We start from the raw sequence: 21,750 nt of genomic DNA on the forward strand, positions 1-21,750 counted from the left end.
CGTGAAACAGGTCCTGCGGATACTTGGCCGCAGCGCCCGGAGCGGCCACGCAGCGCTGCTCAGCTGGAAATCCGCGACTTCAACAGCCAGGTCTCGAAGGCCGCGGCGCTGAGCGGCCGGCTGATCAGGTAGCCCTGGGCCGTGTCGCAGTGCCAGCGCTCCAGCAGGCGCAGGCTGCGCTCCTGCTCCACCCCTTCGGCCACCACCTTGAGCCCCAGGTTGTGGCTCATCTCGATGGTGGAACGCACGATCACCGCGTCGCCGCTGGTTTCGTCGAGGTTGCGGATAAACGACTGGTCGATCTTCAACTCCTGCACCGGCAGCCGCTGCAATTGCGCCAGCGACGAATAGCCGGTGCCGAAGTCGTCCACCGACAGGCTGATGCCGCAGTCGCGCAGGCTCTGCAACACCTCCAGCGCCTGCTCCGGGTGGCGCATGATGGCGCTTTCGGTGATCTCGAAAATCAACTGCTCGGCAGACAATCGATAACGCTGCAGCAACACGCTCACCCGCGCCGCCAGGTCGTGGCCATGCAGATCGTCCGCCGAGATGTTCAGCGACAACTGCAGATGCAACCCGCGCATGTTCCATTCGGCCAGTTGCCGCATGCCCTCCTCGATCACCCACAGGGTCAGGCTGTTCATGCTGCCGGTGCGCTCGGCCAGGGGGATGAACTCCGCCGGCGAGACCATGCCGAACTCCGGATGCTGCCAGCGCAGCAAGGCTTCGGCCTGATGCACATGGCCATGGCGCAGGTCGAGCTTGGGCTGGTACAGCAAGAACAGCTCGCCTTCCGCCGCGGCCCGGCGCAGGTCGCGGATCAGCCCGATCTGGCGCTGATGGGCCAGGTCGCGGTCCTGCTGGTAGATCTGCAGGTAACCGGGCTGGGCGGCCGCGTCGTGACGGGCGATGGCGGCGCGGCTGATCAGCTCTTCCGCAGATTGCCCGTCGGAGGGGTAGACCGCCACGCCGATGCACACCTGGCGCTGCACTTCATCGCCATGGATGGTCTGCGGCCGGCTCAATAACGCGTGGAGACGATCAGCCATGGCCACCGCGCCATCGATCTCGGTGTTTTCCAGCAGCAACAGGAACTCATTGGCGGTGATGCGCGCGGCGGTGTCCCCGGTGGACACCGTCTCCGACAGCCGCCGGCTGACTTCGCGCATCATCTGCTCCACCCCTTCCGGGCCCAGGCCTTCGTTGATCGCCTGATAGTCCTCGATGCCCAGGTACAGCAGCACCACCTTGCGCCCGGAGCTGATGGCATTGCTCAAGCGCTCCATGGCCAGCGCCCGGTTGGGCAGGCCGGTCAAGGGATCGTGCAGGGCGTTGTGGGCCAGTTGCAGCTCGCGGCTGGCAATCCCGCTCTGCATGGCGTTGATCGCCTCGGCCAGCAAGCCGAACTCGTCGGTGCGCTTGAGCACCACCGGCACCTGGTAGTTGCCGGCGCCGATGCGTTGGGCGGCGTCGGCCAGCACATTCAACGGCCGCGACACCCGCCGCGCCATGAACAAGGCCCCGGCCAGCGACACCACCAGCGCCGCCAGGGCAATCGCCAGGAACTCCCGGTCCAGCGGCGCGAAAGCCTGCAAGGCGTGATCCAGCGGGCTTTGCAGCAACGCCAGAACCTGGGGGTCGTCGGGATCGTCGGTGTTGGCCAGTTGCAAGGCCTGATTGAGGAAGCGCTTGCCGTGGGCATCGCTCAACTGGGGTCGCGCGCGCCAGGACGAGCTGCGCAGGGTGGTGATGATGGTCGCCCAGAAAATATCCGGCTGAGTGCTGAACAGCTCCCCGGCGCGCCCGTCCTGCAGGGTGAGGAAAGACACTTCCAGGTTGCTCATGGAGCGCAGTTCGCTGGCGAACAGGTCGTCCATGCGAAACGCCATGACCACCCGGTTCATGTGCATCGGCGTCAGCACCTGCCCCTGGACCAGCAGATAAGGCTGGCCCTTGAGCGCGACGATCAACATGCTTTTGTTCTGCCGCAGGGCCGTGCGCAGCGCGCGGTCGTAGGGGAAATGCTCGTGCTCGGCGATCGCCCCCAGGGTGCTGGCGATCACCGCGCCTTCGGCGCCGAGCACGAACAGCTCGCTGCCACGGGTGCCGGTGCCGTGCTGGCGCAGCGCCTTGAGAATCTGCTGCGAGTCGCCGCTGATCACCGCCTGGCGAAACTGCGCATCCACCACCAGCCAGTCCACGCCATAACGCAAGCGCCGGCCGCGCAGTTCGAGCAGGCGTTCGAAGACCCGGGTGCCGGTTTGCAGCTGCACTTGCGCCTGGTTTTCCACCGCATGGTTGGTCGCGGCCTTGACGGCGAAGTACACCACCCCGATCACGATCAACAGCAACAACGCCAATACCCCGGTGATCCTTACCTGGAACGTATGGCGCCACTTCATGAGCCGGTTCTCGTCGCCGCGACCTCACTGTTGTCGACTCTGCACACCCACGGCGACACCCGCCGCTCCCCGCTGAAAAGTCCCTTGATCATTACGCGTCCCTCTGGGCAGCTAAAGATGCGTCAAATAAATGCCATTTCCCTGACAGCATTTAATCGGTCCAGATTAGACCGCCAAGACAAGAAGATCACGCAATAAAATCAGGGGGTTTACAATGTCATTTTTTTGTCGCCGCCAATTTACCAGCGTTCCTGCGCAGAAATGACAGCCTCGCCATCGCCGTTTTGGAGGATCCACCGCGTCCCGGCGACAAGGACTGAAATAATTGATCCGGCCCGCGCACCATTGAAACCGCTCGTCACCTGCCCCATCTAACCTGGCATACCCCATTGCGCAGGTGCCCCATGAGCGACCAGCAAGAACTTCCTGAAACCATGAGTGAATACACCGACCCGGAAAACGCCGAACTCCATACATCCTCCGGCAAGGGGCTGGCCCTGCCCGGGCAGAATCTGCCGGGCAAGGTCTACATCATCCCGATCCACAATCGGCCGTTCTTCCCCGCGCAAGTCTTGCCGGTGATCGTCAACGAAGAACCCTGGGCCGAGACCCTGGAATTGGTGAGCAAGTCCGAACACCATTCGCTGGCGCTGTTCTTCATGGACACCCCACCGGAAGACCCACGGCATTTCGACACCTCGGCCCTGCCGCTGTACGGCACCCTGGTCAAGGTGCACCACGCCAGCCGCGAGAGCGGCAAGTTGCAATTCGTGGCCCAGGGCCTGACCCGCGTGCGCATCCGCACCTGGCTCAAGCACCATCGCCCGCCGTACCTGGTGGAGGTCGAATACCCGCACCAGCCGAGCGAGCCGACCGACGAGGTCAAGGCCTACGGCATGGCGCTGATCAACGCGATCAAGGAGCTGCTGCCGCTCAACCCGCTGTACAGCGAAGAGCTGAAGAACTACCTCAACCGCTTCAGCCCCAACGACCCGTCGCCGCTGACCGACTTCGCCGCCGCGCTGACCTCGGCCACCGGCAACGAACTGCAGGAAGTGCTCGACTGCGTGCCGATGCTCAAGCGCATGGAAAAAGTCCTGCCGATGCTGCGCAAGGAAGTCGAGGTCGCGCGCCTGCAGAAAGAGATTTCCGCCGAGGTCAATCGCAAGATCGGCGAGCATCAGCGCGAGTTCTTCCTCAAGGAACAGCTCAAGGTCATCCAGCAGGAGCTGGGCCTGACCAAGGACGATCGCAGCGCCGACATCGAGCAGTTCGAGCAGCGCCTGGCAGGCAAGGTCCTGCCGCCCCAGGCACAGAAGCGCATCATGGAGGAGATGAACAAACTGTCGATCCTCGAGACCGGCTCGCCGGAGTACGCGGTCACCCGCAACTACCTGGAATGGGCCACCGCGGTGCCCTGGGGCGTGTACGGCGAGGACAAGCTCGACCTCAAGCACGCGCGCAAGGTGCTGGACCAGCACCACGCCGGGCTCGACGACATCAAGAGCCGGATCCTCGAGTTCCTCGCGGTCGGCGCCTACAAGGGCGAGATCAGCGGTTCCATCGTGCTGCTGGTGGGCCCGCCCGGTGTGGGCAAGACCAGCGTCGGCAAGTCCATCGCCGAGTCCCTGGGCCGGCCGTTCTACCGCTTCAGCGTCGGCGGCATGCGTGACGAGGCCGAGATCAAGGGCCATCGCCGCACCTACATCGGCGCCCTGCCGGGCAAGCTGGTGCAGGCGTTGAAAGACGTCGAAGTGATGAACCCGGTGATCATGCTCGACGAGATCGACAAGATGGGCCAGAGCTACCAGGGCGACCCGGCCTCGGCGTTGCTGGAAACCCTCGACCCGGAACAGAACGTGGAATTCCTCGACCACTATCTGGACCTGCGCCTGGACCTGTCGAAAGTGCTGTTCGTGTGCACCGCCAACACCCTGGATTCGATTCCCGGCCCATTGCTGGACCGCATGGAAGTGATTCGCCTGTCGGGCTACATCACCGAGGAAAAACTGGCCATCGCCAAGCGCCACCTGTGGCCCAAGCAGCTGGAAAAGGCCGGTGTGTCCAAGGCCCACCTGAGCATCAGCGACGCCGCCCTGCGCGCGGTGATCGATGGCTACGCCCGCGAGGCCGGCGTGCGCCAGCTGGAAAAACAGCTGGGCAAACTGGTGCGCAAGGCCGTGGTGCGGCTGCTGGAAGATCCGGATGCGGTGATCAAGCTCGGCACCAAGGACCTGGAAGCCTCCCTGGGCATGCCGGTGTTCCGCAACGAGCAGGTACTCAGCGGCACCGGGGTGATCACCGGCCTGGCCTGGACCAGCATGGGCGGCGCCACGCTGCCGATCGAAGCCACGCGGATTCATACCCTCAACCGTGGTTTCAAGCTCACCGGGCAACTGGGCGACGTAATGAAGGAGTCGGCGGAAATCGCCTACAGCTACGTCACCTCGCACCTCAAGCAGTTCGGTGGCGATGCGAAGTTCTTCGACGAGGCGTTCGTCCACCTGCACGTGCCGGAAGGCGCCACACCGAAGGATGGCCCGAGCGCCGGGGTGACCATGGCCAGCGCCCTGCTGTCCCTGGCACGCAACCAGCCGCCGAAAAAGGGCGTGGCCATGACCGGCGAGCTGACCCTGACCGGGCATGTCCTGCCCATCGGCGGGGTGCGCGAGAAAGTCATCGCGGCGCGCCGGCAGAAGCTCTTCGAGCTGATCCTGCCGGAAGCCAACCGCGGCCACTTCGAAGAGCTGCCGGACTACCTCAAGGAAGGCATCACCGTGCACTTCGCCAAGCGTTTCGCCGATGTGGCGAAAGTGCTGTTCTAAACCTGTCCTGTAGGAGCGAGGCTTGCCCACGATGAATGATGACGCGGTGCGTCAGGCGCTACGCGTTGTCTTCATCGCGGGCAAGCTCCGCTCCTACAGAATCGCTACCCCACCACAGATTCCCCCATCTTCGGTTATGCTCGCCCTTTGTCATGACCGGAGCTTTCTGACCCATGTCACCGATTCGTCTGTTGCTACCCCTCAGCCTTGCCCTGCTCGCCGCCTGCGCCAGTCAACCCAAGCAAAACGTCACAGTCGAGAACCAGAGCGAATGCCCAGTGCAACTGAGCAACGGGCAAAACCTGATCCTGACCCTGCCGAGCAACCCGACCACAGGTTATCGCTGGGCAATCCAGGACTCGGCCGGCGGCGTGCTGCGCAAAGTCAGCCCCGAGGTCTACAGCAACCCCGAAGACAGCGGCCTGGTGGGCAGCGCCGGCCAGTCCACCTGGCGCTTCCAGGCCTTCGCCGCCGGCACCGGGCGCCTGCTGCTGACCTACCAGCAACCCTGGGCCCCGGAAGTCGCGCCAGTGAAAGCCTTCGACTGCGCCATTTCGGTCAAGTGACATGGGCTGGCTGATCCTGGCGCTGATGGGCGCGGCGACCTTCCTCTACGGCCTGAGCATCCACGCCACCCTGCTGTGCCTGCTGGTCAAGCCGCTGCCGGTGCTGGCCCTGCTCGGCTGGCTGCACGATGCGCCTCCCAGCGACTATCGCCGCTGGATCAGCCTCGGCCTGTTGTTCTCCCTGCTCGGCGACGTGCTGCTGGCCTGGCCCGCGGACCTGTTCGTGTTCGGCCTCGGCGCCTTCCTGGTCGCGCACCTGGCCTATCTCAAGGCCTATACCAGCGATTGCCGGCGCCTGGCGCCCTTGCCCCTGCTGCTGGCCCTGGTCGCCGGCGCGGCGTTGCTGGGCCTTTTGATCAGCCATGGCCTGGGCCCGTTGCTGGTGCCGGTGATCGTCTACGGCCTGGCCATCAGTGCCATGCTCTGGCGCGCCCTGGCCCGCCTGGGCAGCGACGTGCCCAAGCGCTCGGCGCAACTGGCCGCCGCCGGCGCCGTGGCCTTCGTGTTCTCCGACAGCGTGATCGGCATCAGCCGTTTTGTGGTGGCCTTCGATGCCGCGCCCTACCTGATCATCCTCAGTTACTGGCTGGGGCAATGGGGGATTGCGGCGTCGGCCTTCCGCCAGAAGCCCCGCTGAGCCTGTAGCCCTGTAGCCGCTGCCGAGCCCCCCGAGGCTGCGATCGGTTTGGGCGGCATTCCGACGAAGCGGCCGTAAAACCGGCCACCGCGGTCCTTCAGATAAACTCCATGCCCAGGCCTTGCGAGGACTACGTCCTCGTGCGCAGCCTCGCAAGCTCGGCAGCGGCTACAGTCCACAGGCGGGGCATCCCGCAGGCGGCGCCTTGTGTCGCCCTCGTGGCCCCGAAGGCCCTTCGGGCCTTATCGCAGCCTGCGGCAGCGGCTACAATGCCGGCCCTCTTTCTATCTCCACCGCTGGAACCGCCGTGAGCAAAGAACCCGACCGCCTTTTCGCCCAGCCCCTGGCCCAGGTGCCCGACTTCGCCTTCAACGAGGACGTGGTGCGGGTGTTCCCGGACATGATCAAGCGCTCGGTGCCGGGTTACCCGACCATTGTCGAGAACCTCGGCGTGCTCGCCGCCCAGTTCGCCCAACCCAACAGCGTGCTCTACGACCTGGGTTCGTCCCTCGGCGCCGTGACCCAGGCCCTGCGCCGCCATGTGCGCACCGACGGCTGCCGGGTGATTGCGGTGGACAACTCGGCAGCCATGGTCGAGCGCTGCCGCGAGTACCTCAACGGCCAGGACTCGATGTTCCAGGAGCTGTTGCCGGTCGAAGTGATCGAAGGCGACATCCTTGCCCTGGAGTTCCAGCCGGCCTCGGTGGTGGCGCTGAACTTCACCCTGCAATTCATCGCCCCCGAACAGCGCTTGGCCCTGCTCGGGCGCATTCGCCAGGCGCTGCTGCCCGGCGGCGCGCTGATCCTCTCAGAGAAGCTGCGCTTCAATGATCCCGAGGAGCATGCACTGCTCACCGACCTGCACGTCGCCTTCAAGCGCGCCAACGGCTACAGCGAACTGGAAATCGCCCAGAAACGCAGCGCCATCGAAAACGTCATGAAGCCCGACAGCCTCGAAGAACACCGCGAACGCCTGCTGGCCGCCGGGTTCTCGAAAGTCGTGCCGTGGTTCCAGTGTCTTAACTTTGCCTCGTTGATTGCCTTGCCATGATCGATCTGTCCCCCCTCGCTCGCCGGCTGGCCGGTACGCCGCTGGCCGACTGGGCCAACACCCTGCAAGCGCAACTCGACACCAAGATGGAAAAGGGCCACGGCGACCTGGAGCGCTGGCAGAGCGCGCTGGACGCGCTGCCGAAGATCCAGCCAAGTACGGTCGACCTGCTCAACGGCTTGACCCTGGACACCGACTGCGACGATGCCACCCGCGCCCAGATGCGCACCGCGCTGATGGGCCTGTCGCCCTGGCGCAAGGGCCCGTTCGACCTGTTCGGCGTGCACGTGGACACCGAATGGCGTTCGGACTGGAAATGGTCGCGGGTCGCGCCGCACCTGAACCTGCAAGGCAAACGCATCCTCGATGTCGGCTGCGGCAACGGCTACTACATGTGGCGCATGCTCGGCGCCGGCGCCCACAGCGTGATCGGCGTCGACCCGAACTGGCTGTTCTTCTGCCAGTTCCAGGCGGTGCAGCGCTACCTGTCGGAGCCCGCGGTGTGGCACCTGCCGTTCCCGTTCGAGGACCTGCCGCCCAACCTGGAAGGCTTCGACACGGTGTTTTCCATGGGCGTGTTCTACCACCGTCGCTCGCCGATCGAGCATCTGCTGGCGCTCAAGGACTGCCTGGTCAAGGGCGGCGAACTGGTGCTGGAAACCCTGGTGGTGGAAGGCGACCAGCATCAGGTGCTGGTGCCGGAAGACCGCTACGCGCAGATGCGCAACGTATGGTTCCTGCCGTCGGTGCCGGCCCTGGAACTGTGGCTGCGCCGTGCCGGCTTCAGCAATGTGCGTTGCGTGGATGTGAGCGTGACCAGCGTCGAGGAACAGCGCGGCACCGAGTGGATGAAGTACCAGTCGCTGAGCGACTTCCTCGACCCCAACGACCACAGCAAGACCATCGAAGGCCTGCCGGCGCCGATGCGCGCCGTTATCGTCGCCAGGAAGTGAGTGAGCGGCTTCTGTAGGAGCGAGGCTTGCCCGCGATAGCGATCTCGAACGTCACGTCAGGTTCGAGGCATGCATGGCCCGGGCTGACGTCATCGCGAGCAAACTTCGCTCCTACGGAAGAGGAAGGTCCTCAGTTGCGACTGGCCCGGCGCGCCTTGAAAAACTCGCTCAACACCGCGCCGCACTCTTCGGCCAGCACCCCGCCTTCGACCAGCACCCGATGGTTGAGAAAACCCTGGCTGAAGAACTGCCCCTGGCTCTGCACGATGCCCGCCTTGGGCTCCAGCGCGCCGTACACCACCCGGGCGATACGCGAATGCACGATCAGCCCGGCGCACATGCTGCACGGCTCCAGGGTCACGTAGAGGGTGCTGCCGGGCAGGCGATAGTTGTCGACCGCCTGGGCCGCGGCGCGGATCGCGACCATTTCCGCGTGGGCGCTGGGATCGCTGCCGCTGATCGGGCAGTTGTAGCCGCGACCGATGATTTCCCCGTCCTGCACCAGCACCGCGCCCACCGGCACCTCGCCCAGGGCCGCGCCCTGGGCGGCCAGGGCCAGGGCTTCACGCATGAACTCCTGGTCGCGGCTGCGATCGATGATCCGGGCGGGGCGAATCTGCCGCATCAGGCCACCTCGATGGCGGCCATCAGGCCGGTTTCCATGTGGTCGATCACATGGCAATGGAACATCCACACCCCCGGGTTATCCGCCACCAGCGCCACCCGGGCTCGCTCGTTCTTGCCCAGCAGGTAGGTGTCGGTGAAGTAAGGGGTGATCTTCTTGCGGTTCGAGGCGATGACCTTGAAGCTCATGCCGTGCAAGTGGATCGGGTGCTGGTACTGAGTCATGTTCTTCAATTCGAAAATGTAGCTCTGGCCCTTCTTGAGCGTGGCGATCGGGCGGTCGGCGCAGGTCTTGTCGGTGATGTCCCAGGCCTTGCCGTTGATCTGCCAGAGGCTCGGTGGTTTGCCATTGTCCACGTTCACCGAGACCGAGCCAACCCACTCGAAGTTGAAGTTGAGCTTCTCGGCGTTATCCAGGTCCGGCTCGGCGATCGGGTTGGCCGGCAACGCGGGCGGCCACTCGGTCGGCGCGTCGGTGTTGGCCACCGAGCGCAAGGTGCCCAGGCGCACCGGGCCGTTGCGCAGCGCCAGCTCTTCGCCGGCCGGCGGTGCCTTGATCGCCAGGCAGATGCGCATGCCCGGCCCCAGCCAGTATTCCTTGCCCAGCGGCCGCGGCTCGATGGGGTTGCCGTCCAGGGCGTAGATCTGCGCTTCGACACCGGGGATGTTGATGCGGTAGGTCAGGGTGTTGTCGAGGTTGAGCAGGCGCACGCGGGTGATCTGCCCGGCCGGGATCTCCACCACCGCCTGGGACAAGCCGTTGATGGTCGACAGGCGCCCCGCCGTACCGCCACGCGCCGCCTCGCGGGGAATGCTGAACGGCACGAAGGCGCCGGCTTCATCCACATGCCAGCTTTTCAGGCTCAGGGTGCGTTCGTACCTGAAGCCGGTGGGCTCGCGCTCTTCGATGATCAGCGGGCCGACCAGGCCGCGGCCCAGTTCTTCGCTGCTGTTGACGTGGGGGTGGTACCAGTAGCTGCCGGCATCCGGCACGCGGAACTTGTAGTCGAAGTACTCGCCCGGCATGACTGGCAATTGCGAGACGTAAGGCACGCCGTCCATCTCCAGTGGCAGGCGGATGCCGTGCCAGTGGATGGTGGTAGCCACCGGCAGGTGGTTGATGAAGCGCACCCGCAGCCACTCGCCCTGGCGCACCCGCAGCTCGGTGCCCGGCGCGGAAGGGCCGAAGGCCCAGGCTTCGGTCTTGTGGCCCGGCACCAGCTCGACGTCCAGCGGTGCGGCGATCAGTTGATAATCGTGGCCCGCCTCGGCGTCGGCCATCTTGCCCAGCCAGTAACGCGACGCGCCACCGGCGCCCACGCCGACCACTGCAAGACCGGCCAGACCACCGAGTATCTGTCGACGGGTAAAGGACATGGACTCAACTACCTCACGTATCCGCGGCGGGCCGGAGCCCGCAAAAGGCGAATACGATACACCCGCAGTTGAGAAACAGTAAGGCCGGCGCGGCGACCGGCCGCAGGCGTAATCTTCCCCCTACGTCGGAGATAACCCGACAAGCAGATGCACCACGCCGCCGAGCAGCACCATCGCCCCGGGCACCCCGGCATGAGCCAAAGCCGTGGCATCGAGCAAAGTCGGATCATGCAACTCCACCCGCACCCGGGTCAGGGCCACGCGCTGTCGGGTCTTGAGGTTGTTCGCACCGCCCAGCGCCGCAATGACGGCCTCCCCCAGGGCTGCCTCATTCTTGGTTTGGATTGTGGCTTTCGGCTGGTCAGGCACCAGGTCCGGGGTCAGGGCCTTCCAGAACGCCCGCTGCAATTTCTCGAACATGTTCAGTTCTCCAGGACCAGTGAAGGGGCCAGCGTCGATTGCTGATGCTGGTGCAAGGCGTCGCGTACCTGCTCGGCGCTTTCCAGGCCGAGAATGCGCCCGGCGAGGGCCTGGCACTGGCTCAGCTCGACCTCGCGCACGCGGGCCTTGATCGCCGGAATCAGCGGCACGCTGACCGACAGCTCATCCACCCCCAGCCCCAGCAGCAGCGGCACCGCCAGGGTTTCCGAAGCCAGCGCCCCGCAGACTCCAACCCACTTGCCGTGGGCATGGGCGGCCTTGACCGTGGAGGCGATCAGGCGCAACACCGCCGGGTGGAAACTGTCGGCCTGGCTGGCCAGGCGTGGGTGATCGCGGTCCATGGCCAGGGTGTACTGGGTCAGGTCGTTGGTGCCGATGGAGAAGAAGTCCACCTCCGGCGCGAACAGGTCGGCCAGCAGCGCCGCCGACGGCACTTCGATCATGATCCCCAGCTTCGGCAACTCCTTGAGCCCCAGGGCCAGGGCTTCGTCCTCCAGCATCTGCCGCGCCTGCCGCAACTCCGCCAGTTGGGTGACCATCGGCAGCATGATGTGCAGGCGGGCCAGGCCGGCGCTGGCGAGGATCGCCCGGAACTGTTCGCGCAACAGCTGTGGACGCTCCAGGCACAGGCGGATCCCGCGCATGCCGAGGAAGGGGTTGGCTTCAGGTTCCATCGGCACATAGGCCAGCGGTTTGTCGCCACCGACATCCAGGGTCCGCACCACCAGGTTGCGCTCCGGCCCCAGGACCCGGGCGATGGCGCTGTAGGTCGCGGCCTGTTCCTCATGGCTCGGGGCGACGCCGCGGTCCTGGTACAGGAACTCCGAGCGCAACAGACCGACGCCCTCCCCGCCCAGGTCCATGGCCTGCTCGGCCTCGGCCAGCGAGGCGACGTTGGCCGTCACCTCGACGTGATGGCCGTCGCGGGTCACCGCGGCCTGGGCGGCCTTCTCCAGCTCCTGGCGCTGGCGCTGCTGTTGCTGCTGACGCCGCGCCTGCAACTGCTCGATCACCACCAGCTGCGGGTCCAGGTGCAACTCGCCCTGGTCGGCATCCAGCAGCACCGGCGTGCCGCTGGCCAGCGCCAGTACCTGTACCGGCAGGCCGCAGACCGCCGGCAAGCCCAGGGCCCGGGCCAGAATCGCCACATGGCTGGTAGCGCCGCCGCCGACCGTGGCAAACCCCAGCACCTTACGGGTATCCAGGCCGGCGGTCTGGGACGGAGTGAGCTGCTCGGCAATCAGGATCGCCTGCTCCGGCAGGGCCCAGGCGCTGTCCTGCACGCCCAGCAGCAACTTGAGCACCCGCTGCCCGACATCCATCAGGTCCAGGGCGCGCTCGGCCAGCAACGGATTGCCCAGGCCCTTGAACAGCTCGGCGGTGGCCTCGGTGGCGCTGTTCCAGGCGAATGCCGCGCTTTTGCCGTCGGCGATCAGGGCATGGGCCTGCTCCAACAGGCTCGGGTCTTCCAGCAGTTCCTGATGGGCCTTGAAAATCTCGCCCTGGGCTGTGCTGGCGGCTTTATCCCGCAGGACTTGCAGGGCCTCGGTGGCCTGCGCCAGCGCCCGTTCCAGCCGCTCGCGTTGCGCCGCCTGATCGCTGGCGAGTTCGATAATCTCGAGCTTCTGCTCGGCCACCTGCACCACCTGCCCGAAGGCCGACCCCGTCGAGGCGCAGACGCCGCGCAGCAACTTGCCCGATGGCGTGGCAACCGGCGCCACAGGCTCGGCGGCACTCACCGTCGTCACCGCTTCGCCACAACCACTCGCCAGCAACTCGGCCAGGGCCTTGATCGCCGCCTCGGCATCCGCGCCCGCCGCGCTGACCTGCAAGGCATCGCCCTGCGCGGTCTGCAACGCCATGATCGCCACCAGGGACTTGGCGTTGGCGCTGGCCTGCTGCTTGTGCAGGCAGATGTTCGCCTTGAAGCCCTTGGCCGCCTGGGCGAATACCGCCGCCGGGCGCGCATGCAGGCCATTGGGATTGGGCAGCGTCACGGGTTTGGAGAACAGCGCCTCGCCCTCTTCCTCGGACTCCGCGGTTGGCAGCGTCTCGCCCAGGCTCAACTGCAACAGCGGCTGACCGCTGTCCACCAGCGCGCTGCCCCCTGTCAGCCAAGTGAACGGCTCGCCACTGACCACCAGCATCAGCGTCAACAGGCTGCGGGCATGCACGACGATGTAGTCGGCATCGAACTCGATCAGCGGCTGCCCGGCCTCGACCCGCTGGCCCTCCTGCACCAGGCGGCTAAAGCCCTTGCCCGCCAGATTCACCGTGTCCAGGCCAATGTGCATCAGCACCTGCACGCCGTTGTCGTCAGTGATGCTCACCGCATGGCCACTGTCCTGCACGTTGCTGACCACACCGGCTAGCGGCGCGCGCAAGGTCTGCGAGGTCGGGTCGATGCACAGGCCGTCACCGATGACCCGGCTTGAGAACACCGGGTCCGGCACTTGTTCCAGGGGTATCAGCAGCCCCGACAGCGGCGCGAGCAGTTGCAATTGTTGGGTTGTAGCCATGACTTCACCTGCTGTTTGTTCTTGTAAGTGCCGATGGAGCGCGAGCCCCGACAGCATCGCTTATTTCCACCAGTACTCGACCTGCAATCCGACGTTCGCACCATGCCTGGCCGTGCCGAAGACGCCGGTATCGGACAGCGCCGAGCCCGCCGCCAACTCGTTCGCCGCGCGCTTGGCGGCCTGGTTCCAGCTGGCATAGGTGTAGTACAGACGCACCTCGGGGCGCGCCCAGAATTCCGGGCCCTTGGGTGACCAGGTCGGGGCGAAGGTGAACTTGCTGAGCTTGCGCGTACCACCGGGGGCCTCGACCTGATCGTGGCCCAGCTCGGTGACCAGCTTGAACTGCTCGCTGATCGCATAGGCCGGGCGGATACCCAGGGAGATCCAGTTCTGGTCGTTACCGTCGGGGCGGATGTCTTTCTGATAGATCGCTTCGACCTGCCCGCCAAAGCGCGGGGTCAGTTGCCAGTCGAAGAACTCCACCAGCCGGTAGCTCTTGTTGCTGTCGTCCAGTTGCACATTGCCGGTGTAACCCAGCCCGGTGCCCGGGCCTTCGCCGTACTGCAGCGCCAGCTTGTTCTTGCCACCCAGGAAGTCCTTTTGCACGTGCTGGGCGGTGATCGCCCAACCCCGATGGGCGTCGCGACTGTCGGGCTTGTCGATGTAGCTCAGGCCCAGTTCCAGCTCGCCGCCGGGGTTGGTCTTGAAACCGGCGACGTTGAAATCGTGCCGGTTGATGTAGTCCTTCTGGTACAGGTTGTCCTTGCGCGAGAACGCGTAGCTGTATTTCAGGTCGCCGATCAACACGTCCTCGATGCCGCCTCCGGTGGCGCTCTGGTTCCAGTAGTAGAAGTCGGAGATATGAATGTCGTTGCGCTTGTAGTAACGCCGGCCGGCCCACAACGAGCCGCCATTGAGGCTGGGCATGTTCGACCACTGGGCATACATCTGCGGCATGCGCGCCGAGCCGTTGTCGCCCTGGAAGGTCAGGCTGCGGTCGTACTGGTTATAGAGCGACGCCATGGCGTCGACGCTGAATACCGAGCCGTCGGCCAGGGTGTAGAGGTCCTGGCGCAGTTCCAGCTCGGCGTACTGTTCGCATTCGTTGCCCAGGCGGTATTTGGACTGCGCGCCGGGCAGTTGGAAACACGACTGCGAGCTGCTGTTGACCGAGGTCCCGAGACCGCTGCGCAGGTAACCGGCGAACTCCAGGGCCTGGGCCGGGAACGGCAGGGCCAGGCAGACGCAGGAGGCCGCAAGGCCGCGATTTATTGTTGTTTTCATAAGCCACCCCATTATTTTTATTCTGTGTGTGTGCCCCGCAGGCGCCGCCCTACCGGCGAGCGAAAGCTCGCGGTGTGCCGGGCACGCCGCGCTCATGCGGGAAAGGTTGTCAGCGGTCGATCAGATGCAGGACAAAGGACTCGTAGGGTCGCAGGAACAGCTCGCGGCTGCGGGTTCCATGGTCCGCGTAGTTACTGATGACCAGGCGCTGCTCCATGCGCTCGGTCATCACTCCTTCCGGCAACTGCACTTCGCAGGCGTTGCCATAGAAATTGTTCACCACCAGCAGGCGTTCGCCCTGGCCCTCGCGCAGATAGGCCCAGACCTGCGGGTGCTCGGCCAGCAACTGGCGATATTCGCCGTCCTGGATCAGCGGCTCGCAACGGCGCAGGGCAATCAGCTGGCGGTAGTGGTGCAACACCGAATCCGGGTCTTCGAGCTGCTGCTCGACGTTGATCTGCACGGCACTGGCCGGCACGCCGATCCAGGGTTCGACGCTGCTGAAACCGGCATGGGCCCCGGCATTCCATTGCATCGGCGTGCGCCCGTTGTCCCGGGACTTCTGCATGATCGCCGCCATGTTGTCCGCCTCGCTGTTGCCGGTTTCGCGCTTGAGGCGGTAGATGTTCAGGGTCTCGACATCGCGGTATTGGTCGATGTGGGTAAAGCCGGGGTTGGTCATGCCCAGCTCCTCGCCCTGGTACACGAACGGCGTGCCCTGGAGGAAGTGCAGCGCGGTGGCGAGCATCTTCGCCGAGACCACGCGGTGCTCGCCGTCATCGCCAAAACGCGACACCACCCGCGGCTGGTCGTGGTTACACCAGAACAGCGCATTCCAGCCACCGCCGGCCTGCATGCCGCTCTGCCAGTCGGAGAGGATGCGCTTGAGCTGGAGGAAGTCGAAATCGGCGCGGATCCACTTCTGCAGGTTCGGGTAATCGACCTTCAGGTGGTGGAAGTTGAAGGTCATCGACAGCTCTTTCGACTCGGACTGCGAATAACGAATGCAGTGCTCGAGGCTGGTGGAGGACATCTCGCCGACGTTGATCAGGTCAAAGCCCTCGAAGACCTCGCGATGCATCTGCTGCAGGTACGCGTGCACGTTCGGGCCGTCGGTATAGAAGCGCCGGCCATCGCTGGCGTCTTCAGGGAAATCGGCCGGCTTGGAGATCAGGTTGATCACGTCCAGGCGGAAGCCGCCAACGCCCTTGTCGCGCCAGAAGCGCATCATCTTGAACACTTCGGCGCGCACCTGGGGGTTGTCCCAGTTGAGGTCGGCCTGGGTATGGTCGAACAGGTGCAGGTAGTACTGGCCGGTCTGCGCCTCGTACTCCCAGGCGGAACCGCCGAACTTGGATTCCCAGTTGTTCGGCTGGTCACGCCAGATGTAGAAGTCACGGTACGGGTTGTCGAGGCTGCTGCGGGCCTGCTGGAACCACTCATGTTCGATGGAGGTGTGGTTGACCACGATGTCCAGCATCAGCTTGATGCCGCGCTTGCCGGCCTCGGCGATCAGCAGCTCGCAATCGGCCATGGTCCCGTAGCTCGGGTCGATGGCGTAGTAGTCGCTGATGTCGTAGCCGTTGTCGCGCTGCGGCGAGCGCAGGAACGGGGTGAGCCACAGGCAATCGACACCCAGCCAGTGCAGGTAGTCGAGCTTGTCGACCACCCCCAGCAGGTCGCCGGTGGCCTGCCCGCTGTGGCTGTAGAAACTCTTCGGGTAGATCTGGTAGATCACCGAACGCTGCCAGTTTTGCATGACGGGCTCCTTCAATGGGTTGGGTACTGGCCGTGGGGGCCTTATCGCGATCTGTCAGGCGACGCGATACCCCGGCCGGATGATCTTCATGCTCAAGCCGCAGGTCAGTACGAACGGCACCACCAGGGCGACGACCATGCCGACCACGAACATCGGGATGTACTGGGGAATGATCGAGATGAACCCCGGCAGCCCGCCGACACCGATGGCCGAGGCCTGGACCTTGTTCAGCGAGAGGAAAATGCAGCCCAGCGCCGAGCCGATCAGCGCGGCGTAGAACGGGAACTTGTAGCGCAGGTTGACGCCGAACATGGCCGGCTCGGTGATACCGAAATAGGCGGAGATCGCCGAGGTCGAGGCCATGCTGCGGTCCCGTGCGTTGCGGCTCATGCTGAACACCGCCAGCGCCGCGCTGCCCTGGGCCAGGTTGGACATGACGATCATCGGCCAGATGAAGGTGCCGCCCTGGGTCGAGATCAGTTGCAGGTCCACGGCGAGGAACATGTGGTGCATGCCGGTGATCACCAGCGGCGCGTAGAGTAGGCCGAAAATCGCCCCGCCGACCATCGGCGCCAGCTCGAACAGGGTGACCACGCCTTCGGTGATCAGGATCCCCAGGTGCCGGGTCACCGGGCCGATCACCGCCAGCGCCAGCACGCCGGTGACCACTATGGTGGTGATAGGCACGACCAGCAGGGTGATCGCGTTCGGCACCCGCGCCCGCAGCCATTTTTCGATGACGCTCATGACATAGGCCGCCAGCAGGATCGGCAGGATCTGCCCCTGGTAGCCGACCTTCTCGATCTGGAACAGGCCGAAGATGTCGAAGTACGGCAGGCTCTGGCCCTCCAGCCCGGCCACGGCCTTGCCGTAGTTCCAGGCATTGAGCAGGTCGGGATGCACCAGCATCAGGCCCAGCACGATGCCGAGGATCTCGCTGCCGCCAAAACGCTTGGCCGCCGACCAGCCCACCAAGGCTGGCAGGAATACGAAGGAGGTGTTGGCCATCAGGTTGATCAGGCTCCACACGCCATCCAGGGTCGGGTAGGCCTCGAGCAGGGTGCGGCCCTCGATGAACATGCCCTTGGCGCCGATCAGGTTGTTCACCCCCATCAGCAGGCCGGCAATGATCAGCGCCGGCAGGATCGGCATGAAGACATCGGAAAACACCCGCACCAGGCGCTGCATGGCGTTGGTCTTGTCGGCGCCCTTCTGCTTGACGTCGGCGATGGTGGACGCCGCCAGCCCGGTGAGCTGGCGCAACGCGGCATAGACCTTTTCGACTTCACCGGGGCCAATGACCACCTGGAACAGGCCACCGGTGAAAAACGAGCCCTTGACCAGATCGATCTGGTTCAGCGTCGCGCTGTCCACCAGGCTCGGGTCCTTGAGCGCCAGGCGCAGGCGGGTGACGCAATGCGCGGCTTGTTCGAGGTTGTCGGCGCCACCGAGGCTGTGCAGCAACTCGCTGGCGATCGTGGAGTAATCGTGGCTCATGCTTGTTCTTCCGCTTTGGTTTTTTGTTATTGGCAGCACGCCGAAGCGAAAAATACTCGTCTGTACGAGTTAAAGCAACAACTCGTATAGACGAGTTTACCGATGCCGCTCCGAAATCCAGGTCGCAGTGAATCTCTTCTGCGCGAGAACGGCTCTAGACCCGTGTTTTCCGGCAGAGCACGCCATGCGCGACAGAAAATTCTTAAACTGCTGTAAGGTGTTTCATCGCCAGTTCGACACTCGCAGCCAGGCGCTCGACCCCAGCGCCTCAAATAGACAAATCCGCTCACGGCCCTTAAGGTTCCCGCCTTGAGCGCAGACGGCACAGAGCCATCCCATGAGTAAATACAACCAGATCTACAGCGATCTGCTTGCCAGCATCACCACCGAGCGCCTGGAACGCGGTGCTCGCCTGCCTTCCGAAACCGAGTTGATGGACAGCTACCAGGCCAGCCGCGGCACCGTGCGCAAGGCCATCGAGCAGCTGCAAGAGCGTGGCTTCGCCCAGAAGATCCACGGCAAGGGCACTTTTGTGCTGTCGCCGCACCCGATCGAGTTCCAACTGGGCGGTATCGTCAGCTTCCAGGAAACCTATCCGCGCCTGGGCAACGACGTCAGCACCGAGGTGGTGGAGTTCACCCAGTTTCCTCTCGAAGGCGCGTTGCGCGAACACCTGCAGGCCGAGGAAGGTAGCCTGATTACCCGCATCAAGCGGGTGCGGCGTATCGATGGCAAACGGGTGATTCTCGACATCAACCACTTCGTCGCCGAGTTGATCCCGGGGCTGGACCGGCAGATTGCCGAGCACTCGATCTACGCCTACATCGAGCAGACCCTGCAATTGCAGATCAGCTACGCCCAGCGGACCATCGAAGCGATTCCACGCACCCGGGATGACCAGCAGCACCTGGACCTGGAGGGCCAGAGCCACGTGATAGTGGTCAGCAACCAGACCTTCCTGCAGGACGGCCGGCAGTTCGAGTACACCGAGTCACGCCACACCCTGGACAAGTTCTACTTCTCGGACGTCGCCCGACGCTGACCACCGCGGCAGGCCCGCTCAGCCCAGCAGCGCCATCAGTTCGGCGCTCGGGGTGCCGATCCGCCGGGCCTCCTTGGCGATGTTCACGGATTGCGCGACCCGCGCTACCTCTATCACCGGGTGCTGCAACTCGTAACCGCCCCGGGCATCCAGCCAGCTCAGCACTTCCGCCAGATGCCAGAGCGAGGCACTACCCTCGTGGATCGCCAGGGGGAAACTGCCGGCATGGTTGAGCATCAGCTTGCGCATGTTCTGCCGGGAGACCCCGACGATATCGGCAATCTCGCTCAGGCCGACGAAATCCGGGCTGGCTTCTACCAGCCGTGCGTCCGGAATGATCCGCTTGATATCGCCCAGGGCACTGAGCAGCGCCGCCTCACCGCTTTCAGCCTCACGACTGAACTCCAGCGCCAGGCGCCCCGCCAGCCCGGTACCGACCAGCGCGTCGGTGCAGCCCCCCGCGCCGAGGCGCTCCACCAGCACGTCCGGGTCGCAGTCGTGGGCAGGCAGCAGGTAGTTGAGGGTAAACAGGTATTCCATGGTCATGACTCCCGACGAGGTTGCGGGACTTTCCCGCCGCGCAGCTGATTCAGCGTGCAGTTGTCGACTACCCGGCACAGCGCCCGGGCATGCTGGAGGGGATTTTTCGGCGTGCTCCACACACTGGTGATGCAGAACTCGCCGCACCGGCACACCTCGCTGTTGTAAGGGCAGTAGATTTTGCCCCAGGCATGGCTACCGCCGACTTCGACGCGCCAGCCCTGCCACTCGGCGTAACGCAGCGCCATTTCAATGTCTTTCTTGGGATGAGGTGTGCGAGCCATCCATGGCCTCCAGTCTCGTCAACAATGAAAAGGTTGTCAACTGACAACCATGAATTATTTCAACGCCTGCGTCGGCATCGCCAAAGGCCGCCGGGGGGAGTTCGATGAATATCTGCCGAGGGTACACAGGCCAGGCGGGCGATGATGGGCCCATGTCTTTCCTGGTATTGCGGAAAGGCTGGGAACCGGGCTCTTTAAAGACCCTGAAACACAAATGGCGATCGACACCCGAAGGTCTCGATCGCCATTGCTGTTGCCTGAACGATCAGCAGCCGATCACTCGGCCGGGATCATTCCCACTCGATGGTGGCTGGCGGCTTGCTCGACACGTCGTAGGTGACGCGGGAGATGCCTTCGATTTCGTTGATGATCCGGCCGCTGACGGTTTCCAGCAGCTCGTAAGGCAGGTGCGCCCAACGCGCGGTCATGAAGTCGATGGTTTCCACGGCACGCAGGGCCACGACCCAGGCGTAACGACGGCCGTCACCGACCACGCCCACCGATTTCACCGGCTGGAACACCACGAACGCCTGGCTGACCTTGTGATACCAGTCGGCCTTGCGCAGCTCTTCGATGAAGATGTGGTCGGCGCGACGCAGCAGGTCGGCGTATTCCTTCTTCACTTCGCCGAGGATGCGCACGCCCAGGCCCGGGCCCGGGAACGGGTGACGGTAGACCATGTCGTACGGCAGTCCCAGCTCCAGGCCCAGACGACGGACTTCGTCCTTGAACAGCTCGCGCAAGGGCTCGACCAGCTTGAGGTTCATTTCTTCCGGCAGGCCGCCCACGTTGTGGTGCGACTTGATCACGTGGGCCTTGCCACTCTTGGCGCCAGCCGACTCGATCACGTCCGGGTAGATGGTGCCCTGGGCCAGGAACTTGATGTTGTCCAGCTTGCAGGATTCGGCATCGAACACGTCGATGAAGGTACGGCCGATGATCTTGCGCTTCTTCTCCGGGTCGGCTTCGCCGGCCAGGTTGTTGAGGAACTGCTCCTCGGCGTTGGCGCGGATCACCTTGACGCCCATGTTCTCGGCGAACATGGCCATCACTTGCTCACCTTCGTGCAGGCGCAGCAGGCCGTTGTCGACGAAGACGCAGGTCAGCTGATCGCCGATGGCCTTGTGCAGCAGGGCCGCGACCACCGAGGAGTCGACGCCGCCGGACAGGCCGAGCAGGACGTTGTCGGTGCCCACTTGGGCACGCACCTGGGCGATAGCGTCTTCTGCGATCTTCGACGGCGTCCACAGGGCTTCGCAGCCGCAGATGTCGAGGATGAAGCGCGACAGGATGCGACCGCCCTGCTTGGTGTGGGTCACTTCCGGGTGGAACTGCACGCCGTAGTAGCGCAGGTCGTCGTTGAACATGCCGGCGATCGGGCAGCTCGGAGTGCTGGCCAGGATGTGGAAGTCTTCCGGCATCTTGGTGACCTTGTCACCGTGGCTCATCCACACATCGAGGCCGAACAGGCCGTCGGCGTCGACGTGGTCTTCGATGCCGTCCAGCAAGCGGCTCTTGCCAACCACATCGACGCGGGCGTAACCGAATTCACGCAGCTCGGAACCCTCGACCTTGCCGCCCATTTGCTCGGCCATGGTCTGCATGCCGTAGCAGATACCGAAGACCGGCACGCCCAGGTCGAACACCGCTTGCGGGCAGCGCGGGCTGTCGGCTTCGTGCACGGACTCGGGGCCGCCGGCGAGAATGACGCCTTTTGGAGCGAATTCGCGAATCGCTTCATCATCCATGTCGAACGGATGCAGTTCACAGTACACGCCGATTTCACGCACGCGACGGGCGATCAATTGGGTGTACTGAGAACCGAAATCGAGGATCAGGATGCGGTGGGCATGAATGTCGAGGGCCATGATTCAGTCTCGTCTAGGTAATTCGAAAACAGTCGTGATTCAGAAACGACTCGGGGCTGAATAAAACAGCCCCGGTCATTT

17 protein-coding genes are annotated in these 21,750 nt (G+C 64.4%); 6 read left to right on the forward strand and 11 right to left on the reverse strand.

What is annotated here, in order from left to right; genetic code table 11:
• Window positions 1-59: 59 nt before the first annotated feature.
• A complete protein-coding gene (locus tag H0I86_RS24980; RefSeq protein ID WP_180922557.1) occupies window positions 60-2,402 on the reverse strand; it encodes a putative bifunctional diguanylate cyclase/phosphodiesterase in 2,343 nt (780 codons plus the stop codon).
• A gap of 404 nt (window positions 2,403-2,806) precedes the next feature.
• Between H0I86_RS24980 and lon the strand changes: the two genes are divergently transcribed.
• The 5 genes from lon to cmoB all read left to right on the forward strand — a co-directional run bounded on the left by lon (window position 2,807) and on the right by cmoB (window position 8,434).
• Window positions 2,807-5,227, forward strand: coding sequence for an endopeptidase La (gene lon, locus H0I86_RS24985; protein WP_180922558.1), 2,421 nt, complete (start codon window positions 2,807-2,809; stop codon window positions 5,225-5,227).
• 173 nt (window positions 5,228-5,400) lie between these two features.
• Window positions 5,401-5,793: a protease inhibitor I42 family protein gene (locus H0I86_RS24990; protein WP_009050611.1), complete on the forward strand. Its 393-nt coding sequence runs from the start codon at window positions 5,401-5,403 to the stop codon at window positions 5,791-5,793.
• A 1-nt stretch (window position 5,794) separates the two neighbouring features.
• Entirely contained in the window at window positions 5,795-6,430 is a 636-nt protein-coding gene (locus H0I86_RS24995) for a lysoplasmalogenase (RefSeq protein ID WP_180922559.1), read from the forward strand.
• A 307-nt stretch (window positions 6,431-6,737) separates the two neighbouring features.
• Window positions 6,738-7,481, forward strand: coding sequence for a carboxy-S-adenosyl-L-methionine synthase CmoA (gene cmoA / locus H0I86_RS25000; RefSeq protein ID WP_180922560.1), 744 nt, complete (start codon window positions 6,738-6,740; stop codon window positions 7,479-7,481).
• Window positions 7,478-8,434, forward strand: a complete 957-nt coding sequence (gene cmoB, locus H0I86_RS25005; RefSeq protein ID WP_180922561.1) for a tRNA 5-methoxyuridine(34)/uridine 5-oxyacetic acid(34) synthase CmoB — start codon at window positions 7,478-7,480, stop codon at window positions 8,432-8,434. Before cmoA ends, cmoB begins: the two co-directional genes overlap by 4 nt.
• 130 nt (window positions 8,435-8,564) lie before the next feature.
• Here cmoB and tadA read toward each other — a convergent pair whose 3' ends face one another.
• From tadA to treP, 7 genes are all read right to left on the reverse strand, one after another.
• Entirely contained in the window at window positions 8,565-9,059 is a 495-nt protein-coding gene (gene tadA, locus H0I86_RS25010; protein WP_009050615.1) for a tRNA adenosine(34) deaminase TadA, read from the reverse strand.
• A complete protein-coding gene (locus H0I86_RS25015; protein WP_180922562.1) occupies window positions 9,059-10,435 on the reverse strand; it encodes a multicopper oxidase family protein in 1,377 nt (458 codons plus the stop codon). Before H0I86_RS25015 ends, tadA begins: the two co-directional genes overlap by 1 nt.
• A 120-nt stretch (window positions 10,436-10,555) precedes the next feature.
• Window positions 10,556-10,855 carry a PTS sugar transporter subunit IIB gene (locus H0I86_RS25020; protein ID WP_180922563.1) on the reverse strand — a complete coding sequence of 100 codons (300 nt, stop codon included), beginning with the start codon at window positions 10,853-10,855 and terminating at the stop codon, window positions 10,556-10,558.
• A gap of 2 nt (window positions 10,856-10,857) precedes the next feature.
• On the reverse strand, window positions 10,858-13,395 hold the full coding sequence (gene ptsP, locus H0I86_RS25025) for a phosphoenolpyruvate--protein phosphotransferase (protein WP_180922564.1): 2,538 nt from the start codon (window positions 13,393-13,395) through the stop codon (window positions 10,858-10,860).
• A 60-nt stretch (window positions 13,396-13,455) separates the two neighbouring features.
• Window positions 13,456-14,679: a maltoporin gene (locus H0I86_RS25030; RefSeq protein WP_180922565.1), complete on the reverse strand. Its 1,224-nt coding sequence runs from the start codon at window positions 14,677-14,679 to the stop codon at window positions 13,456-13,458.
• Window positions 14,680-14,788: 109 nt separating this feature from the next.
• Window positions 14,789-16,438 carry an alpha,alpha-phosphotrehalase gene (treC, locus tag H0I86_RS25035; RefSeq protein WP_180922566.1) on the reverse strand — a complete coding sequence of 550 codons (1,650 nt, stop codon included), beginning with the start codon at window positions 16,436-16,438 and terminating at the stop codon, window positions 14,789-14,791.
• Between the two features lie 54 nt (window positions 16,439-16,492).
• On the reverse strand, window positions 16,493-17,935 hold the full coding sequence (gene treP / locus H0I86_RS25040; protein ID WP_009050621.1) for a PTS system trehalose-specific EIIBC component: 1,443 nt from the start codon (window positions 17,933-17,935) through the stop codon (window positions 16,493-16,495).
• A 337-nt stretch (window positions 17,936-18,272) separates the two neighbouring features.
• On the opposite strand from treP, the gene treR reads away from it, so the two are divergent.
• Window positions 18,273-18,977 carry a trehalose operon repressor gene (treR, locus tag H0I86_RS25045; RefSeq protein WP_009050622.1) on the forward strand — a complete coding sequence of 235 codons (705 nt, stop codon included), beginning with the start codon at window positions 18,273-18,275 and terminating at the stop codon, window positions 18,975-18,977.
• 18 nt (window positions 18,978-18,995) lie between these two features.
• Here the strand turns inward: treR and H0I86_RS25050 are convergent, their stop codons facing one another.
• From H0I86_RS25050 to guaA, 3 genes are all read right to left on the reverse strand, one after another.
• Window positions 18,996-19,517: a helix-turn-helix transcriptional regulator gene (locus H0I86_RS25050; protein WP_180922567.1), complete on the reverse strand. Its 522-nt coding sequence runs from the start codon at window positions 19,515-19,517 to the stop codon at window positions 18,996-18,998.
• 2 nt (window positions 19,518-19,519) lie between these two features.
• Complete coding sequence (locus H0I86_RS25055) at window positions 19,520-19,801, reverse strand: hypothetical protein (RefSeq protein WP_009050624.1); 282 nt, start codon at window positions 19,799-19,801, stop codon at window positions 19,520-19,522.
• Between the two features lie 290 nt (window positions 19,802-20,091).
• Window positions 20,092-21,669, reverse strand: coding sequence for a glutamine-hydrolyzing GMP synthase (gene guaA, locus H0I86_RS25060; protein WP_009050625.1), 1,578 nt, complete (start codon window positions 21,667-21,669; stop codon window positions 20,092-20,094).
• Window positions 21,670-21,750 lie beyond the last annotated feature (81 nt).

The sequence above is a fragment of the Pseudomonas chlororaphis subsp. aurantiaca genome, assembly GCF_013466605.1.
In the GTDB taxonomy this organism is placed as follows: Bacteria; Pseudomonadota; Gammaproteobacteria; order Pseudomonadales; family Pseudomonadaceae; genus Aquipseudomonas; species Aquipseudomonas chlororaphis_I.

Bases quoted from the DNA above. Each gene is read 5' to 3' on its own strand.
- H0I86_RS24995 (WP_180922559.1), top strand. From the start codon at position 5,795: ATGGGCTGGCTGATCCTGGCGCTGATGGGCGCGGCGACCTTCCTCTAC.
- H0I86_RS25015 (WP_180922562.1), bottom strand. From the start codon at position 10,435: ATGTCCTTTACCCGTCGACAGATACTCGGTGGTCTGGCCGGTCTTGCA.
- lon (WP_180922558.1), top strand. From the start codon at position 2,807: ATGAGCGACCAGCAAGAACTTCCTGAAACCATGAGTGAATACACCGAC.
- treC (WP_180922566.1), bottom strand. From the start codon at position 16,438: ATGCAAAACTGGCAGCGTTCGGTGATCTACCAGATCTACCCGAAGAGT.
- H0I86_RS25020 (WP_180922563.1), bottom strand. From the start codon at position 10,855: ATGTTCGAGAAATTGCAGCGGGCGTTCTGGAAGGCCCTGACCCCGGAC.
- H0I86_RS24990 (WP_009050611.1), top strand. From the start codon at position 5,401: ATGTCACCGATTCGTCTGTTGCTACCCCTCAGCCTTGCCCTGCTCGCC.
- treR (WP_009050622.1), top strand. From the start codon at position 18,273: ATGAGTAAATACAACCAGATCTACAGCGATCTGCTTGCCAGCATCACC.
- treP (WP_009050621.1), bottom strand. From the start codon at position 17,935: ATGAGCCACGATTACTCCACGATCGCCAGCGAGTTGCTGCACAGCCTC.
- cmoB (WP_180922561.1), top strand. From the start codon at position 7,478: ATGATCGATCTGTCCCCCCTCGCTCGCCGGCTGGCCGGTACGCCGCTG.
- H0I86_RS25030 (WP_180922565.1), bottom strand. From the start codon at position 14,679: ATGAAAACAACAATAAATCGCGGCCTTGCGGCCTCCTGCGTCTGCCTG.
- H0I86_RS24980 (WP_180922557.1), bottom strand. From the start codon at position 2,402: ATGAAGTGGCGCCATACGTTCCAGGTAAGGATCACCGGGGTATTGGCG.
- H0I86_RS25050 (WP_180922567.1), bottom strand. From the start codon at position 19,517: ATGGAATACCTGTTTACCCTCAACTACCTGCTGCCTGCCCACGACTGC.
- H0I86_RS25055 (WP_009050624.1), bottom strand. From the start codon at position 19,801: ATGGCTCGCACACCTCATCCCAAGAAAGACATTGAAATGGCGCTGCGT.
- guaA (WP_009050625.1), bottom strand. From the start codon at position 21,669: ATGGCCCTCGACATTCATGCCCACCGCATCCTGATCCTCGATTTCGGT.
- tadA (WP_009050615.1), bottom strand. From the start codon at position 9,059: ATGCGGCAGATTCGCCCCGCCCGGATCATCGATCGCAGCCGCGACCAG.
- ptsP (WP_180922564.1), bottom strand. From the start codon at position 13,395: ATGGCTACAACCCAACAATTGCAACTGCTCGCGCCGCTGTCGGGGCTG.